Origin of the sequence: Arthrobacter sp. EpRS71 (assembly GCF_001512285.1) — a bacterium.
Classification (GTDB): domain Bacteria; phylum Actinomycetota; class Actinomycetes; order Actinomycetales; family Micrococcaceae; genus Arthrobacter.
Genome location: NZ_LNUV01000006.1, coordinates 1,090,416 through 1,105,900 on the forward strand (window position 1 = coordinate 1,090,416; position 15,485 = coordinate 1,105,900).

The window sequence follows — 15,485 nt, forward strand, 5'->3', positions numbered from 1 at the left end:
CAAGTAATGAGGTCGGGTCTGCGTGTTCAGCGTCAGCTGAGCTGTGAGAGCAGGCGACGCTCGACACGTTCCATGACGCCCAGGAATGTAGTTTCGTCGGCGTAGGCGCGGGTAATGATGAGTCCGCCTTGGATCACGGCAACCGCGTCCAGCGCGTTCTCGTGGGCATCCTCAAGGTCAAGTCCTCCGCGGTGCAGCAGCACGGCCAGCGCCTCGACCCAGTCTGCGAAGTATGTCTTGACCTCGCCGGCGAACGTTTCCTTCTCCTCGCCGAGTGTCATTGCGGCGAAGAGGCAGACATTCTCGCGGGAGACGAAGTAGTCAGAGACTGCCTTCGTCATCGCTGAGACTGCGTCAGCTGCGTCAGTTGCTGAACGGAGCGGCGCGAAAACCTCATCCTCGAACCAGTCGCTCACTTGGTCAAGCACGGCCCTGGCCATGTCGGTCTTCCCGTCCGGGAAGAAGTGGTACAAACTGCCGCGACCGATGCCGGCCTCCTGCTGGATCACGGAAAGGGAGCTGCTCTCGTACCCTCGCCGACGGAAAACGCCGGCGAGGGCGTGGACGGCGTCCGATCGTTCGAGAAGGGTGCGTGGCATTACAGTCCGAGTTCGCTCAAGCCGGGGTGATCCGCCGGGCGGGGGCCGGAGGTATCCCAGAAGAACTTACGTTCGGCCTCGTCGATGGCGAGGTCGTTGATACTCGCGTGGCGATGCGTCATGAGTCCTTCCTTGTCGAAGTGCCAGTTCTCGTTGCCGTAAGCGCGGAACCACTGGCCCGCTGCGTCATGGTACTCGTAGGCGAAGCGAACAGCAATGACGTCATCGGTGTAGGCCCACAATTCCTTGATGAGCCGGTAGTCGAGCTCCCGTTCCCACTTGTCGGCGAGAAACTCGACAATGGCGGCGCGACCCTGAACAAACGTCGAGCGATTGCGCCACCAGCTGTTCTCGCTGTACGCGAGGGAGATGCGCTCGGGGTCACGAGTGTTCCAGCCGTCCTCGGCTGCACGCACCTTCTGAATGGCGGTCGCTTCGGTGTACGGGGGGAAGGGGGGACGAGACATTATGGACTCCTTCATCATTAGGCTGTACCGAATAGTACAAGTTGTACTAAACGGTACAGCTTTTGAACGGTCGCCGTCAACCCGATTCTTGGCGTTCTAGATGTGGTGGGCTTGTGCGACGCGGGACAGGATGTCAGTCTTGGGACCGGCTATCGGACAGTGGTGAACTCGCTCGCAAGGCGACGCCGAAGGTAGTCCGCCTGCGGCTCGTCGCGCATTGGCATAGCCACATGCCGGCCGTCGAAGGGCCCCAAGCGCATCCTTTAGCGCTTGGTCATCGCCAACCTTCACCCAGTCGATCCGAACAACGTAGTCCGTTCCGATCTGGAGAAATCCCGCATCGGACGCACGATCCACGAAGGTTGACAGGCGGATTCCGTTGCTCGGGTCGATCCTGATCCCTGGTGCCTTACTCCACGGCACGATGTGCGATGCGACTAAGAACTCTCGCGTCGAGATGCCTGTGATCGCGCAGTGCCCGCTGTAATTGCTCTTGACCGTTTCGGCGAATGCTCGTTGCGCGCTGTCGGCCTTGCACGCGCCCGCCACTCAATCCGTACCGTTCACACGTCCACTGTGAAAGAAGCTTTGCTCTTCGAGCTGGCCCCCGCCGTTATCTGCCCATCACTGGCGGGCGTGGGCGAGGATGGAAGCGGCTGTGGACTCGGGGTCCGGCGTGGAGATCAGCCAGGTGCGGCTGGGGGTCTCCAAGACGATGGCCGGACCGCCGACCAGCAGCCCCCACGTTCGCTGGCCCAAGTACCGGACGCCGAAACCTTCGATCATGGAACTGGATGGCGCAGGGGAGGCATCAACGATGTCCTCCAGCGGGATCGTCTTGGAGTAGAACGGACGGCATCTGACCGCTAGGTTCTGCTCTGAGGCTTCAATGGTCACCCTGATGCGGAGTACCGAAATTGTCAGGAGCCCAATGACCGCAACCAGCGCTGCGCTCATCAGCAGAACTCCGCTGGGAATGGCCGTTGCAATGATGAAGAAACAGAGCAGGCCCACCACACTAGCGATGACCTTCTGAGGGCCGCGACTGATCCGGGCCTCTGAGATCACTGGTGACTCCCATGGGAGTGTCTGCCAAGTGTACGCATGGGGCGAGCCTACTTGTCGTGGGATGGGGAACTGGTCAAGTGGTCGCGTGGCCAGAGTGTGACAGGCTCCCCTAGTTGGGTAAGCGGGCGGGGTATGCGGCCGAGATGACCCGGTTCAGCTGGGCCAGGACGTTGCCGGGCTCGCCGTTGGCGTCCACCTCAACAAAGTTTTCATACTCAGGTAGAGAACGGTAAGCATCCCGGAATGCCCGGAGATCCGCCTCTGTCTCCTGATCCGTGCCACGTGCCATGACCCGCGCGTGGGCAACGGTGGGGTCTGTGTCGAAGTGGACGTGCAGGTCGGCTGCTGGAAGCTTCTCCAGCAGCCACGGAAGCAGCGTGCCGCGCGCCAAGCCGTTGGCCTCGCGTAACGCCAGTTGGCAGTGGAGGTGGCGGTCCATCACCACCAGACCATCAAACCGCCGGGCCCGTGCATGGTTGACCAGCACGTTGAACAATCGAACGCCGGTTTCAATGACGTCCAATGCGCGTGGAGGCACTGTCCATCCAAACCGCTCGGGCAACAGCGACATCCTCCGGCGGGCAGCGTGATTACTGAGCAGCAGGGCGCTTCGTCCTTCAGCGCGAGCCGAATCGACCAAGGCGCGGGCCGCCGTCGTTTTACCTGAGCCGTCAATTCCCGTCAGAACAATGAGCATGAGCCCTCCCTTCGTCTTCTGTGCAACTCGTTCTCTGTACAACGCGGGGAGGGCGTCACTTGTGCCGCTTGAGGTGCAGATCACATGTGAGCAGGCTTAGTCCACAGGCCGCCACATGAATTCGGGCTGCTCACGGTTCAGGAATGCGCTGATACCAATCCTCATATCCGGGCTGTCCGGCATGGCAGCCCAAGCGCCAGCCCATTCCTGATCAACATCCGATGGGGCAGCGTCCATCAGTCTTTTCATGGAATGCATGGAGAATCGGGAGCGGCTCCGAAGGGTGCTGACAAGTGCCGCGCACTTCTCCTCAAAAGATTCTGAAGGCACGACGTCGGCCACCAGCCCCAGCGCCCGGGCCTCGGTTGCGCTGAACGTCAGTCCGGTGAGGAGGATGTACTTGGCGTTGGCGTGTCCCACAAGCCGGACGAGCCGTTCGATGCCCGGGCGGGGGTAAATGATCCCGATCTTGGCCGGAGTCAGCCCGATCACCGCACGTTCGTTGGCAATGATGAAGTCGCAGGCTGAGGCGATCTGCCAGCCGCCGCCCATGCAGGCACCATCCACCAAAGCAACGGAAGGCTTGGACAGGGAAGCGATGGCGGAATCGGCCCCACTGAGATGATCCACGGAGGTGCCGTCCGGTTGGGGGTCCACCAGCACAGAAGAGAGTTCGCTGATGGAGGCCCCGGCGCAGAACGTGTCCCCGGCGCCTCTCAGCACCACCAGGTCAACGTCCGGATCGGCGTCCAGACGCGGCATCAGCTCCTGGATCTCCAAGCACATATCCCGGGTCAGGGCGTTCCGCTGTGCCAGGTTGCTGATCTCCACGGTGGCCACGCCGCCAGTGATCGAGACGGCCATACGGCCTGCCCTGACGTCAGAAACTGTGGTCATCGCTGTGCTCCAGTCTTTGCCGGCCCGCACACAATACGGCCCTCGCGCTCAAGCCGGGTGACGTCGTCGTGCGTCATTCCAAACTCCATCAGTACATCCGCGGTGTCCTCGCCCAGAAGCGGTGGGGGCGAGAGGATCTCGCTGGCCTCGCCATCCAGGCTCAGGGGGCCGCGGAGCAGGGGGAGCTCGGAGCCGTCGCGGCGCTCGCGGCGCTGCACGAGCCCCAAAGCCGCGACCTGTTCCGAGGCGAGGGCCTGCGTGTAGTCATAAATAGGGCCGCAAGGAATGCCGGCCTGGCTGATCAGCGGAACCCACTCGGCGGCGGATTTGGCCGCCAATGCAGTTTCAATCATTTCGGTCAGCTGATCGCGGTTAACTGACCGGTCCGCTCCGGTGATGAACCGGGGATCTTCCACAGCAGACAGAACACCGAGCAAGCCGCAGAACGCCCGCCATTGTTTGTCGCTTCCCACGGCAATATTGATGGACTCCGTGGCCGTGCCGAACATTCCATAGGGGGCGATCACGGGGTGGTTGTTGCCCTGCGGCGTGGGTGCTTCGCCGAGGCTAAGGGCCTTCTGCCCTTGGAAAGCGGAGAGATTCAGTGCGGTTTCCAGCAGGGAGGTTGACACTCGGCTGGGGCGCTCGCCGTTCCGGGCTCCGAGGAGTGAAGCTACGATTCCAAACGCGCAGATCATTCCCGAGGTGATGTCCACAATAGGCACCCCCACGCGATAGGCGGAGCCTGGTCCGGGGCCGGTGACGGACATCAGGCCGGACATTCCTTGGATGACCTGGTCCAGCCCGGCGTCGTCTTTGAGGGGGCCGGTGTTTCCGAATCCGGTCACGGAGCCCACTACGAGCCCGGGGTTCAACTCATCAAGCCGGGCAGGAGTGAAACCCATTTTCTCCAGCGTGCCGGGCTTGAAGTTCTCCACCAGGACGTCCGCGTCGGCGATCAAGCCCGAGAGGATCTCTCGACCTTCGTCTGAATAGAAGTCCAAGCACACGGACACTTTGTTCCGGTTGACGGAGTCGAAGTAAAGGCTGTGACCGTCCTGGAACGGGGGCCACTGCCGGGCAGTGTCACCCCCGTTGACGCTTTCCACCTTGATGATCCTGGCGCCCATGTCGGCCAGGAGTGCGGTGCAATAAGGGCCAGCGAGTGCTCGGCTGAGGTCGATCACGGTGATCCCGCGGAGTGGTTTGAGCATGGTGGGCACCTTTCGTGCGTTGAAAAGACTTGGAGCCGGTGGGTAGTGCCAAAGGTCGTTCTCCAATCAAACTTCGTCGGTTCACTGGATGAACCGTTGGTTCATTTTGGGAAGTCGCCTGTAATGTAGGGCACTGAGGGAAGTCGGTCAAGCGGGAGTGTGGATGAGTACGCAGAGCGTGGTCACGGCGATTCGTGTGTTGGAAGCGGTCTCGGACAACCAGCCGGCGGGCCTGTCCGAGCTAAGCCGCGAGGTGGATGTCCCCAAGGCCACCGTGCTCCGCATGCTGAGGACGCTGGCCGAGCTGGGCTGGGTTGCGCAGTCAGAAGCGCAGGCCGGTAAATGGGTGCTGACCAACCACGCCTTTGCTGTGGCGAGCCGCGGAAGCAGTGGTTCGGTCATTCGTGACGCCGCCATGGGACCGCTGAACGCGCTTCAACTGGACACCACCGAGACCGTTCACTTAGCCGTGCCGGACCGCGGATACATGCTGATCATCGAGCGCCTCGACACCCCGCACGTTCTCCGGGCGTTCCTGCCCCTGGGTTCGCGGCTTCCCATGCACGCGTCCTCCACAGGAATGGCGTACTTGTCCGCGGCCGATGAAGCTTTTGTGGATGGCTACCTCGCCGGTCCGCTGGAGGCTTTGACGCCGCAGACGGTGGTTGATCCCGTCCAGCTCCGGACGATGATCGTTGACACCAGGGCACGCGGGTACTCCATCAATGAGCAGGGCCTCAGTACTGGAATCACCTCGATCGGCGTCCCGCTGCTGGGGCCGGGCGGCGTGGCGGCCGGTTCCATCTCCATTTCCGGACCGTCCAGCAGAATCGTGCCGGCCAAGTATCAGGAGTACGGCGAGGCGGCCGCGGGAACTGCTTTGGAGATCAGCCGTGCCTTGGGGGCGTTCTCCACAAAGGGATACTAAGTTTCCTGTCCGAATACTTCGTTCCGGCGTAATGCGCGCCTATCATGATGCTATGTACGTACCCCTTCACGGGCAAAGGGTCCGTTTGAACTAATTCCGTGGGGGTACGTAAGCGAAATAGGGAAGAAATTCCCTGATCGGTGCCCGTTGGCATGGGTGGCGCTTCAGTAATGAAGTACCAGCGGACGCCTTCCTGAATAGACAACAGTTATTGAAAGGGATGCGTAGCTCAATGAACACTCTCTTAATAATCGCCGGTGTTATCGCGATCATCTTGCTCTTGGTAGGCGGCTTCAACCAGGCCCTCAGCTTCCTGCTGTGGGTGGGAATCATCCTGCTGGTGCTGGCCCTGATCGGCTGGGTGGTGGGCCGGGGCCGGTCGCGCGTATGACGACAGACCCCAGTGAAGTTGCCGGTTTCACCCAGGTTCGCGATGGGACCACAACCCCGGGAAATCCCATTCCCAGGGACCCGATAGTGGCGCAATCCACCAGCAAAGTACCGGCCGGTGACGCCTCGTCGGAAAGTCCCAGCGACGCCGTCGACGCCGGAGCCAGCGAATCTGCCAGTCCGCCCGGCCCGGCAGAAGAGAAGGACGAGAAGGCCGCGGACTCGCGCGGTCTGACTACCGAAACCAATCCCGCGGATTGATGGCGCCAGCGCGGCTGCGAACAGGAGATATCCAGTCCGCAGCCGCGCTGTGTCGTTCCACGGAAAAAACCGGGGTTGCCGTTAATTGCCGGGAGCTGTCTTTAGTGATGGGGAAATAAATGCGAATCGGTTCAATCATCGGGCTGTTCGTGGTGGTGTGGCTCATTATTGGGGCCGTTGCAGCCGGGCAGCGGGGATATTTCACTTCGCCGCCCGCGCAGTGCTCACAGTTCGCCACCATAGCGTTGAATATTGTTGCCGGCCCACTGAATTACACGGGCTTGGATCCTCAGGGTGGCTGTGAGATTCCGCAGCCGTCCTAACTAGCTCGCGACGGCTACCCAAGCTGTGCCCTCACATGGCGCGTCGATGGCACTCGCCGTGATGACCTACGGGTTCATGGTGGAAGCCTAGACCCCCGAATGGCCTTTTACTAAGTTTGCTGACTATTATCGTCAAAGGCATGGACATGCCACCAAGGAGCCTTATAGGTTCGAAGTGTTCCATAAACACGTTCCACCGCTCAGGGAAAGGACAGTTCACATGGACAAGCAGAACGCCACGCCGGAAGAGGAAGTGGGAGGCTACGGCACTCCCACCGCGGAGCAGGAAGCCGGCGGAGGCCAGGCGCAACCGCGCGTTGAAGAAGACATCGAGGAGGCTTCCCTCGGAGAGGGAACAGGCGCGCCAAACCTCAGCCACCTGAATCCGGAGGATTCAGACAGTGCAGGCGAGCCCGGTGCCGGCCGATTCGGCGGAACCGAAGAGCAGGCCCACGCCGAGCAGTCCTCCCTGCCCGACGGCAACGACGACAGCCTGCCGGACGGCAGCGGCAATGACCTTCCCCAGGAAGAGTCTCCCAACGACGATGACGACGAAAGTTTCGACGCCGGCTAAGAGCTTTGGCTGGCGCGCTCTAGACAGGCGCGCCACTGGTTAAGCAGCCAGCTGGCTGGCGCGCCACCAGCAGTACAGCATGAGCACCCGCGGCGAAACCGAAGGAGCAACCCTATGGCTACGGTCAATAAGTCAATCGAAGTAGATGTCCCCGTAACTGTCGCCTACAACCAGTGGACGCAATTCGAGGCATTTCCCCAGTTCATGAATGGGGTGGAGTCCGTAGAACAAATCGACGAGACGGGCCTGCACTTTTCAACCAATGTGGGCGGAGTGAAGCGCGAGTACAACGCGCAAATCGTCGAGCAGGTCCCGGACTCCCTGGTGAGTTGGGCCAGCGTTGACGGTCCCCGCAACGGCGGCACTGTAAGCTTCGAGCCCCTCGACTCCGGACGGACGCGGGTGAACGTTGAGATTGTGTGGGAGCCCGAGGGCCTCGCTGAAAAAGCGGGCTCAGCGCTCGGTGTGGACAGCCTGCGGGTTGGCGCTGATCTTGACAAGTTCAAGAAATTCATCGAAGCCCAAGGGCATGAAACCGGTGCTTGGCGTGGCACAGTGTCCGGCGGAGATGTTGATGACACGGGTGAGACACCAGGCGGCCGCGCGCCGGGTCTCTAGCGCCAAGCTACGGACTGGCTCACACTGGATACAGCACCAATAGATTGCTCCAACGGGGGCCGGCCACGTCAACGGGCCGGCCCTCGTGGCACCCCCGGAAGACAGGATTTCCGCCATCATGGCAACCACCGGCACCGTGGAAGTTGAACAGAAATTCGACGCCGATGCGACCACGCCGCTGCCGGCCTTGGATCAGCTGGATGGCATCGGAAAAGTGGGTGAACCGACGAGCCATAGCCTGGAAGCCATCTACTTTGACACCCAGCACTTGGCCCTCGCGGCACGGGGCATCACGTTGCGCCGCCGCACCGGTGGACCTGACGCCGGATGGCATCTGAAGCTCCCGCACAGCGCCGGCAAGAGAATAGAGATCCAGGCCCCGCTGGGCACCGCGGATACGGTCCCGGTAGAACTCATGGACCGCGTGCTCGCCTACACGCGGGGACATGCAGTGGCTCCAGTCGCAGCGCTGACCACGGAACGCACCAGTTACCCCTTGTATGGCAAGGATGGCCGCCGCATGGCCGATTTCGTAGATGATCACGTTCGCGCAGAGGCGATGTTTGGGGAACCACGTGAACTTCAATGGCGTGAGTGGGAGGTGGAACTGGCATCGGATGTAGCCGACCACGCTCTGCTGGGCACACTAACGAAGCAACTTGCCGACGCCGGCGCTAAGCCGAGCCAGCGTACTTCCAAGCTGGCCGCCGCCTTGGGCGACGCATGGCCCGCCTCGCGGCGGACGGAACGCGACGAGCCCAGCGGCAAGGACCCAGCGGCGGTTCCCGTACTCACTTATCTGGACGAACAAGTGGCCGAGATGCTCCTCCAGGATTCACATGTCCGCCTTGCCCGCGACGATTCGGTCCATCAAATGCGGTCCCAGATCCGCCGGATCCGGGCCGTGTTGCATGGTTTTAGTGCGCTCTTCGAGCCGACAGCTGTGAAGGATCTGGAACGGGAGCTGAAATCGCTCGCACGGATCCTGGGCCGTTACCGCGACGTTGAGGTTCTGCACGAACGCCTGAAGGTCAGCCTTGAGGAACTGCCGGGGAAGCTGGTACTCGGTCAGCTCGGGGATGAGCTTGAAGAACGCATGGCCCTGAGGGCCAACAATGCGATGTCTGCCGTGAGGAATCGGCTGAACAGCCCCCGCTACTTCACGTTGCTGGACAATCTGGAAGCTTTCCTGAAGGATCCCCCGCTGACTCCAAAGGGGTCAGCGCCAGCGAGGAAAACCACGGCAAAGCTCGTCAACAAGGCCGGCGAAAGGCTCCGCAAACGCCACAACGCAGCGGTGGCTACCGCCGTCGGGCCTGAACATGACAAGGCCTTCCACGAAGTCCGGAAGGCCGCCAAAAAGCTGCGCTTTGCCGCAGCGGCTGTGGAATCCGTCCACGGCAAGAGTGCGGTGAAGCTGGGAGATGCGGCCCACAGGGTTCAATCCATCCTTGGCGACCACCAAGACAGTGTCATGGCCCGTGAAGAACTGCTGAAGCTGGGTTCCGCGCCAGGCATCAGCAACGGTGCCTTCACGTATGGAGTGCTCCATGCCATGGAAAGCACCGCCGCTGATGCGACGCTGGAAAAGTACCTGCGCAAGGGCAAGAAGGCGCGGCACCTTCGCCTCAAGAAGTAGTGACTTACTTCTTGAGGAACGCCAGCAGGGCCTCGTTGATCTCTGCCCCGTGCGTCCATAGCAGGCCGTGCGGTGCTCCTTCAATCTCCAAGTACTCTGCGCTGGGCAAGGCGTCCTTGAATCGCCGTCCAGTGACGTCGATGGGCAGGATGTTGTCCGCCGTGCCGTGAACAATCAGGGCCGGGACGTCGATCTTGGGGATGTCGGCACGGAAGTCTGTGAGCCAGGTGGGCTGGGCAGCAACTGAGGCGAACGCTCCGGATTTGCTGGCCAGGTTCCAGCTGGCATCCACGGATTCCTGACTGAGGCGATCCGTTCCCAAGAAGGTGTCGCTGTTGTAGAAGTTCTTGAAGAAATCGGTGAAGAAGGCGTAGCGGTCAGCTTTGACGGCGGCGGCGAGGCCATCGAAGACGTCCTGCGGGACGCCGTCAGGGTTATCGTCGGTCTTCAGGAGGAACGGCTCCAACGAACCGAGGAACACAGCCTTGGCAACGCGGGCCGAACCGTACGTGCTGATGTAGCGCGCAACTTCGCCGGTGCCCATGGAGAAGCCCACCAAGACGGCATCGTTCAGGTCCAGCGTGTCCAACACGGTTTTCAGATCTGCTGCGAAGGTGTCGTAGTCGTAGCCCTCGGTGGGCTGGCTGGACTTGCCGAACCCGCGGCGATCGTAGGTGATGACGCGGTAACCGGCGTCGAGCAGCGCGGCTGTCTGCTTCTCCCAGGAAGAACCGTCCAACGGGTAGCCGTGAATCAGGACCACCGCCTGCCCGGTCCCATGGTCCTCGTAATAAAGCTCGATCTCGGTGCTGTTTTCGTTTCCGACGGTGATGTAAGCCAAAACTCAAGTCCCTTCGATGCGGTTCAACACGAACGTTTCCAGCCTACTGTCCTGCTGCGACGCCGGCACGGGTTCAGAGGTTGGTCATCCGCTCTCCAGCGTCGTTGTAGCGGCCGCCCTCCACGGTGATTTTCGCGGCGGCCGCCTCGATCTCGTCCAGTTCAGCAGGTGAAAGTTCGACGTCGGCCGCTGCCAGGTTCTCTTCGAGGCGGTGCAGTTTCCGTGTGCCGGGAATCGGCACGATCCACGGCTTCTGTGCCAGCAGCCATGCCAAGGCGATCTGGCCCGGCGTCGCGCCTTTTCGTTCAGCGATTCCGGCGAGGAGGTCCACCACGGCCTGATTGTTCTGCATGGCCTCGGGCGTGAACCGAGGGATGGTACTGCGGATGTCGTTGCCGGATTCGAAGCTGGTGGAAGCGTTGATGGTGCCGGTCAGGAAGCCTTTGCCCAGCGGGCTGAAGGGAACGAACCCGATTCCAAGTTCTTCGCACACGTCCAGGACTTCTTCTTCGGGGCGGCGCCACCACAAGGAGTACTCGCTCTGAACCGCAGCCACGGGGAGGACTGCGTGGGCTCGCCGGATGGTCCCTGCGGCTGCCTCCGACATACCGAAGTGCTTCACCTTTCCGGCGTCTACCAATTCCTTGACGGCACCTGCCACGTCCTCGATGGGCACCTCCGGATCGACGCGGTGCTGGTAGTAGAGGTCCAGGGCGTCCACTCCGAGCCGACGCAGGGATCCCTCAACTACTTCTTTGATGATCTCGGGCCGGCTGGTGACCTTGCCGCTTGGCTTCCGCTCAGCGGGGTCAATGTCCCAGCCGAACTTGGTGGCGATGACCACCTGATCCTTGAACGGTGCCAAGGCTTCGCCAACAAGTTCCTCATTGGCATAGGGGCCGTAGATCTCGGCGGTATCGAAGAATGTCACGCCGCGCTCCACGCCTGTGCGGATGAGGGAGATCATTTCGTCGCGATCCGGCCGTTCGCTGTATCCGCCGCTCATGCTCATGCATCCCATGCCAATCGCGGAAACCTCCAGGCCGTTGGTGCCGAGTGTGCGCTTCTCCATGGTTGTTCTCCTCTGCTGTACGGGCTGATGACTACTTCGACGTTATGGGGCCGGACCAGTGTGAGGGAGTCCCTGACATTACCCCTCACATCTCTCTAGTTGCCCACAGCAACCAGACGTAAACTGGCCTTCGGTTCAACGATTTCTGCTGGGAGTTCCCATGCTGTGGAAGGTACTTGTTCGGTTTCTGCGGCCGCATCAGCGGCTGCTGATCGCCGTCGTCGTCTTCCAGTTGGCGCAGTCCATTGCGTCCCTGTACCTTCCGACGCTGAACGCCGACATCATCGATAACGGCGTCGCCACCGGGGACACGGACTACATTCTGCGCATGGGTGGGCTCATGCTGCTCATTACCCTGGTGCAGATCGCGTGTGCGGTGGTGGCCGTGTATTTCGGTGCGAAGGCGGCCATGGGGATGGGCCGGGATCTTCGTGACGCGATTTTCAGCAGGGTGGGGGAGTTCTCCGAGCAGGAGGTCACCAAATTCGGGGCGCCGTCCTTGATCACGCGCTCCACCAATGACGTCCAGCAGGTGCAACAACTGGTGCTCATGTCCTGCACGCTCATGGTGGCGGCACCCATGCTCAGCATTGGCGGCGTGATCATGGCCGTGCGGCAGGACGCCCAACTCTCCTGGCTGATCGCCGTCTGCGTGCCGGTGCTGCTGGTGGCGGTCGGGTTGATCGTGACGCGGATGGTGCCGCTCTTCCGCAAGATGCAGGTCCGGATCGACGCCGTGAACCGGGTCCTCCGTGAGCAGCTCACCGGTATCCGTGTGGTGCGGGCCTTCGTCCGCGAGGACATGGAAGCCGCCCGTTTTGCCACAGCGAACGACGACGTCACTGACGTTGCGCTGCGGGCCGGCCGTCTGATGGCTCTCATGTTCCCTGTGGTCATGTTGGTGATGAACGTTTCCTCCGTGGCGGTGATCTGGTTCGGGTCCTTCCGGATTGAGGACGGCTCCATGCAGGTGGGCACCCTGATCGCGTTCCTGAGTTACCTCATGCAGATCCTGATGTCCGTCATGATGGCCACGTTCATGGCCGTGATGATCCCGCGCGCGTCCGTTTCGGCCGACCGGATCGGCGAGGTGCTGGACACCGCATCAAGTGTCCAGCCGCCGTCGAACCCTGTCACCGGCGGTATCCGCCGGGGAGAACTGGAGATGCTCGACGTCGGATTCGCCTACCCGGGTGCCGAGCAGCCGGTGCTGAGCGGGCTTTCTTTCACCGCCCGAGCGGGGGAGACCACAGCGATCATCGGTAGCACCGGCGCCGGCAAAACCACGCTCGTGAACCTCATGCCTCGGCTGTTCGACGCCACGTCCGGTTCCGTGCTAATGGACGGCGTGGACGTCCGAGAGCTGCACCCGGACCTGCTCTGGGGCCACATCGGGCTGGTGCCGCAGCGGCCCTACCTGTTCTCCGGAACGGTCCGCAGCAACCTTCACTACGGCAAACCCGATGCCACTGAGGACGAGCTGTGGCAGGCGCTGTCCGTAGCCCAGGCCCGGGATTTTGTGGAGGAGATGGAAGGTGGCCTGGATGCGGTCATTTCACAAGGCGGCACCAACGTTTCCGGCGGCCAACGGCAGCGGCTCGCGATCGCCCGGGCGCTGGTGAAACAGCCGGAGCTCTACATCTTTGACGACTCCTTCTCATCCTTGGACACCGCCACCGATGCCCGGCTCCGGCAGGCCCTCAAACGCCACACCAACGGCGCCACGCTGGTGATCGTGGCGCAACGCGTCTCCAGCATCGCGGACGCGGACCAGATCCTGGTGCTCGACGACGGCAGGATAGTTGGGCGCGGAACGCACCATGAGTTACTGGAGACCTCCGAAACCTACCGGGAAATCGTGTCCTCCCAGCTCGCGGCGGAGGAGGCGGCATGAGCGCCGTATCAGCCGGACCACGCGGTCCTCAACGGCCAGCCATGGGACCGGGCCGCGGTGGACCGTTTGCGGGGATGAACGTCCCGGCTGAGAAAGCCTCGAACTTCAGTGCCTCTGCCCGGCGGCTGCTGGGGACGCTCCGGCCGGAACGTCTTTGGTTGATTCTGGTGTTGGTCTTTGCCGTGGTCAGTGTTGCCCTGTCCGTCATCGGGCCAAGGCTGCTGGGCGAAGGCACCAACCTGAACTTCGCCGGCGTCGTCTCAAAACAGCTTCCCGCAGGCGCCTCCAAAGCCGATGTGATCGCGGGATTGCGTGCTTCAGGTGATGACAGCAAGGCCGACATGCTGAGCGCCATGACCCTCACTCCCGGCGTCGGAATCGACTTCACCGCGCTGGCCTCTGTGCTGTTGTGGGCGCTGGCGCTCTATGTCCTAGCCTCAGCGTTCGGTTGGATGCAGGCGTACGTGCTCAACGGCGTCGTACAGCGGACCGTGTACCGCCTCCGCGAGCGGATCGAAGCGAAAATCCATCGGCTGCCCCTGCGCTATTTCGACTCCATCCAGCGCGGTGAACTGCTCAGCAGGGTGACCAATGACGTGGACAACATCTCCCAAAGCCTGCAGCAATCCATCAGCCAGGTGGTCTCCTCCCTGCTGACCGTGCTGGGTGTGCTGGTGATGATGTTCCTGCTCTCGCCGCTGCTGGCCCTGATTGCCTTGGTGACCATTCCGTTGACGCTGGGGACCACGCTGCTGATCGCCAAACGCTCGCAGAAACTGTTCGTGGCGCAGTGGAAGAACACCGGTGAGCTCAACGGCCAAATTGAGGAAACGTACACCGGGCACGCTTTGGTGAAGGTGTTCGGGCGGCAGAACGAGGTTCAGGAGAAATTCCGGGCGAAGAACGGTGAGCTGTATCAGGCGAGCTTCGGCGCGCAGTTCGTGAGTGGCTTGATCATGCCGGCCATGACGTTCATCGGGAACCTGGTTTATGTGGGGATTGCCGTGGTGGGCGGCCTGCAGGTGGCGTCCGGCTCCATGCAATTGGGCGACGTCCAGGCTTTCATCCAGTACTCGCGGCAGTTCACCATGCCACTGGCTCAACTCGGATCGATGGCCAACATGCTGCAATCCGGCGTTGCCTCAGCCGAGCGGGTGTTCGATCTGCTGGATGAGGAGGAAGAATCCGTTGAGCCCGCTCCCATTCCTCAGTCCGGTCCTTCGCGGGGGCGTTTGGTGTTCGAGAACGTATCCTTCAGGTACTCGCCGGACATGCCGCTCATCACAGACCTCAGCTTGGTTGCCGAGCCGGGACAGAGCATCGCCATAGTAGGGCCAACCGGTGCAGGTAAAACCACCCTGGTGAACCTCATGATGCGGTTCTACGAGTTGGACTCAGGGCGCATCACCCTCGACGGCGTGGACATCGCCTCGCTCTCGCGGCAGGGACTGCGCTCACGGATGGGGATGGTCCTCCAAGACACCTGGCTGTTCGGGGGGACCATCCGCGACAACATCGCGTATGGCCGGCCCACTGCCTCGGAAGCCGAGATGATGGAGGCTGCGCAGGCCACGTACGTGGACCGGTTCGTGAAGTCGCTGCCCGAGGGCTACGACACGCTGCTGGACGATGAAGGCGGCAACGTTTCTGCCGGCGAGAAACAGCTGCTCACCATTGCCAGGGCCTTCCTGTCCCGACCCTCGGTATTGATCCTGGATGAAGCCACCAGCTCCGTGGATACCCGGACCGAGGTGTTGGTGCAGAAAGCCATGAACGCTCTGAGGTCCGACCGGACGAGCTTTGTGATCGCCCACCGGCTCTCCACCATCCGGGACGCCGATCTCATCCTGGTAATGGAAGCCGGCCAGATCGTGGAACAGGGGACACACCCGGAGCTGCTTGCTGAGGGTGGGGCGTACGCCCGGCTGTACGAGGCGCAGTTCGCGGCGCCCGCGGCATTGGAGCCCTAGACCTTCAGGCGCGTTGCTTCTGGCCCATCTTTC

18 protein-coding genes are annotated in these 15,485 nt (G+C 61.9%); 9 read left to right on the forward strand and 9 right to left on the reverse strand.

Features of this window, described 5'->3' with window-relative positions; translation table 11 throughout:
* Positions 1-32: 32 nt before the first annotated feature.
* The 7 genes from AR689_RS15365 to AR689_RS15395 form a co-directional block, all read right to left on the reverse strand.
* A complete protein-coding gene (locus tag AR689_RS15365) occupies positions 33-599 on the reverse strand; it encodes a TetR/AcrR family transcriptional regulator (protein ID WP_062071504.1) in 567 nt (188 codons plus the stop codon).
* Positions 599-1,066, reverse strand: coding sequence for a nuclear transport factor 2 family protein (locus tag AR689_RS15370; RefSeq protein ID WP_197412901.1), 468 nt, complete (start codon positions 1,064-1,066; stop codon positions 599-601). Before AR689_RS15370 ends, AR689_RS15365 begins: the two co-directional genes overlap by 1 nt.
* A 96-nt stretch (positions 1,067-1,162) precedes the next feature.
* A complete protein-coding gene (locus tag AR689_RS23775) occupies positions 1,163-1,615 on the reverse strand; it encodes an HNH endonuclease (RefSeq protein ID WP_062071506.1) in 453 nt (150 codons plus the stop codon).
* Between the two features lie 75 nt (positions 1,616-1,690).
* Positions 1,691-2,134: a hypothetical protein gene (locus tag AR689_RS15380; RefSeq protein WP_062071508.1), complete on the reverse strand. Its 444-nt coding sequence runs from the start codon at positions 2,132-2,134 to the stop codon at positions 1,691-1,693.
* 109 nt (positions 2,135-2,243) lie between these two features.
* Complete coding sequence (locus tag AR689_RS15385; RefSeq protein WP_062071510.1) at positions 2,244-2,831, reverse strand: AAA family ATPase; 588 nt, start codon at positions 2,829-2,831, stop codon at positions 2,244-2,246.
* 96 nt (positions 2,832-2,927) lie between these two features.
* Positions 2,928-3,728 (reverse strand): enoyl-CoA hydratase/isomerase family protein, encoded by an 801-nt coding sequence (locus AR689_RS15390; protein WP_062071512.1) that lies wholly within the window; start codon positions 3,726-3,728, stop codon positions 2,928-2,930.
* Positions 3,725-4,942 carry a CaiB/BaiF CoA transferase family protein gene (locus AR689_RS15395; RefSeq protein ID WP_062071513.1) on the reverse strand — a complete coding sequence of 406 codons (1,218 nt, stop codon included), beginning with the start codon at positions 4,940-4,942 and terminating at the stop codon, positions 3,725-3,727. The genes AR689_RS15390 and AR689_RS15395 overlap by 4 nt, the downstream gene beginning before the upstream one ends.
* 163 nt (positions 4,943-5,105) lie before the next feature.
* On the opposite strand from AR689_RS15395, the gene AR689_RS15400 reads away from it, so the two are divergent.
* The 7 genes from AR689_RS15400 to AR689_RS15425 all read left to right on the forward strand — a co-directional run bounded on the left by AR689_RS15400 (position 5,106) and on the right by AR689_RS15425 (position 9,675).
* Complete coding sequence (locus tag AR689_RS15400; RefSeq protein WP_062071515.1) at positions 5,106-5,870, forward strand: IclR family transcriptional regulator; 765 nt, start codon at positions 5,106-5,108, stop codon at positions 5,868-5,870.
* Between the two features lie 232 nt (positions 5,871-6,102).
* Positions 6,103-6,261 carry a hypothetical protein gene (locus AR689_RS23385; RefSeq protein ID WP_018778776.1) on the forward strand — a complete coding sequence of 53 codons (159 nt, stop codon included), beginning with the start codon at positions 6,103-6,105 and terminating at the stop codon, positions 6,259-6,261.
* Between the two features lie 86 nt (positions 6,262-6,347).
* On the forward strand, positions 6,348-6,521 hold the full coding sequence (locus tag AR689_RS15405; protein WP_197412902.1) for a hypothetical protein: 174 nt from the start codon (positions 6,348-6,350) through the stop codon (positions 6,519-6,521).
* Between the two features lie 119 nt (positions 6,522-6,640).
* Complete coding sequence (locus AR689_RS15410; protein WP_062071518.1) at positions 6,641-6,844, forward strand: hypothetical protein; 204 nt, start codon at positions 6,641-6,643, stop codon at positions 6,842-6,844.
* Positions 6,845-7,064: 220 nt separating this feature from the next.
* Positions 7,065-7,418, forward strand: coding sequence for a hypothetical protein (locus AR689_RS15415; RefSeq protein ID WP_062071520.1), 354 nt, complete (start codon positions 7,065-7,067; stop codon positions 7,416-7,418).
* A 114-nt stretch (positions 7,419-7,532) separates the two neighbouring features.
* On the forward strand, positions 7,533-8,036 hold the full coding sequence (locus AR689_RS15420; protein ID WP_062071522.1) for an SRPBCC family protein: 504 nt from the start codon (positions 7,533-7,535) through the stop codon (positions 8,034-8,036).
* Positions 8,037-8,154: 118 nt separating this feature from the next.
* The gene (locus AR689_RS15425; protein WP_062071523.1) at positions 8,155-9,675 is read left to right on the forward strand and encodes a CYTH and CHAD domain-containing protein; all 1,521 of its coding nucleotides are present in this window, start codon (positions 8,155-8,157) and stop codon (positions 9,673-9,675) included.
* A 4-nt stretch (positions 9,676-9,679) separates the two neighbouring features.
* Here the strand turns inward: AR689_RS15425 and AR689_RS15430 are convergent, their stop codons facing one another.
* Entirely contained in the window at positions 9,680-10,516 is an 837-nt protein-coding gene (locus tag AR689_RS15430; RefSeq protein WP_062071525.1) for an alpha/beta fold hydrolase, read from the reverse strand.
* A 73-nt stretch (positions 10,517-10,589) separates the two neighbouring features.
* On the reverse strand, positions 10,590-11,588 hold the full coding sequence (locus tag AR689_RS15435) for an aldo/keto reductase (protein ID WP_062071527.1): 999 nt from the start codon (positions 11,586-11,588) through the stop codon (positions 10,590-10,592).
* Positions 11,589-11,748: 160 nt separating this feature from the next.
* Here AR689_RS15435 and AR689_RS15440 point away from each other — a divergent pair, with 160 nt between their 5' ends.
* Together AR689_RS15440 and AR689_RS15445 are read left to right on the forward strand one after the other, a co-directional pair.
* On the forward strand, positions 11,749-13,482 hold the full coding sequence (locus AR689_RS15440) for an ABC transporter ATP-binding protein (RefSeq protein ID WP_062071529.1): 1,734 nt from the start codon (positions 11,749-11,751) through the stop codon (positions 13,480-13,482).
* On the forward strand, positions 13,479-15,452 hold the full coding sequence (locus AR689_RS15445) for an ABC transporter ATP-binding protein (RefSeq protein ID WP_062071531.1): 1,974 nt from the start codon (positions 13,479-13,481) through the stop codon (positions 15,450-15,452). The genes AR689_RS15440 and AR689_RS15445 overlap by 4 nt, the downstream gene beginning before the upstream one ends.
* Positions 15,453-15,485: the final 33 nt, after the last annotated feature.

What these genes read in the sequence shown, in the direction of transcription:
- AR689_RS15415 (WP_062071520.1), top strand. Translation starts at nt 7,065, where the DNA reads ATGGACAAGCAGAACGCCACGCCGGAAGAGGAAGTGGGAGGCTACGGC.
- AR689_RS15440 (WP_062071529.1), top strand. Translation starts at nt 11,749, where the DNA reads ATGCTGTGGAAGGTACTTGTTCGGTTTCTGCGGCCGCATCAGCGGCTG.
- AR689_RS15365 (WP_062071504.1), bottom strand. Translation starts at nt 599, where the DNA reads ATGCCACGCACCCTTCTCGAACGATCGGACGCCGTCCACGCCCTCGCC.
- AR689_RS15385 (WP_062071510.1), bottom strand. Translation starts at nt 2,831, where the DNA reads ATGCTCATTGTTCTGACGGGAATTGACGGCTCAGGTAAAACGACGGCG.
- AR689_RS15410 (WP_062071518.1), top strand. Translation starts at nt 6,641, where the DNA reads ATGCGAATCGGTTCAATCATCGGGCTGTTCGTGGTGGTGTGGCTCATT.
- AR689_RS15435 (WP_062071527.1), bottom strand. Translation starts at nt 11,588, where the DNA reads ATGGAGAAGCGCACACTCGGCACCAACGGCCTGGAGGTTTCCGCGATT.
- AR689_RS15390 (WP_062071512.1), bottom strand. Translation starts at nt 3,728, where the DNA reads ATGACCACAGTTTCTGACGTCAGGGCAGGCCGTATGGCCGTCTCGATC.
- AR689_RS15420 (WP_062071522.1), top strand. Translation starts at nt 7,533, where the DNA reads ATGGCTACGGTCAATAAGTCAATCGAAGTAGATGTCCCCGTAACTGTC.
- AR689_RS15400 (WP_062071515.1), top strand. Translation starts at nt 5,106, where the DNA reads ATGAGTACGCAGAGCGTGGTCACGGCGATTCGTGTGTTGGAAGCGGTC.
- AR689_RS15370 (WP_197412901.1), bottom strand. Translation starts at nt 1,066, where the DNA reads ATGTCTCGTCCCCCCTTCCCCCCGTACACCGAAGCGACCGCCATTCAG.
- AR689_RS15425 (WP_062071523.1), top strand. Translation starts at nt 8,155, where the DNA reads ATGGCAACCACCGGCACCGTGGAAGTTGAACAGAAATTCGACGCCGAT.
- AR689_RS23385 (WP_018778776.1), top strand. Translation starts at nt 6,103, where the DNA reads ATGAACACTCTCTTAATAATCGCCGGTGTTATCGCGATCATCTTGCTC.
- AR689_RS15395 (WP_062071513.1), bottom strand. Translation starts at nt 4,942, where the DNA reads ATGCTCAAACCACTCCGCGGGATCACCGTGATCGACCTCAGCCGAGCA.
- AR689_RS15445 (WP_062071531.1), top strand. Translation starts at nt 13,479, where the DNA reads ATGAGCGCCGTATCAGCCGGACCACGCGGTCCTCAACGGCCAGCCATG.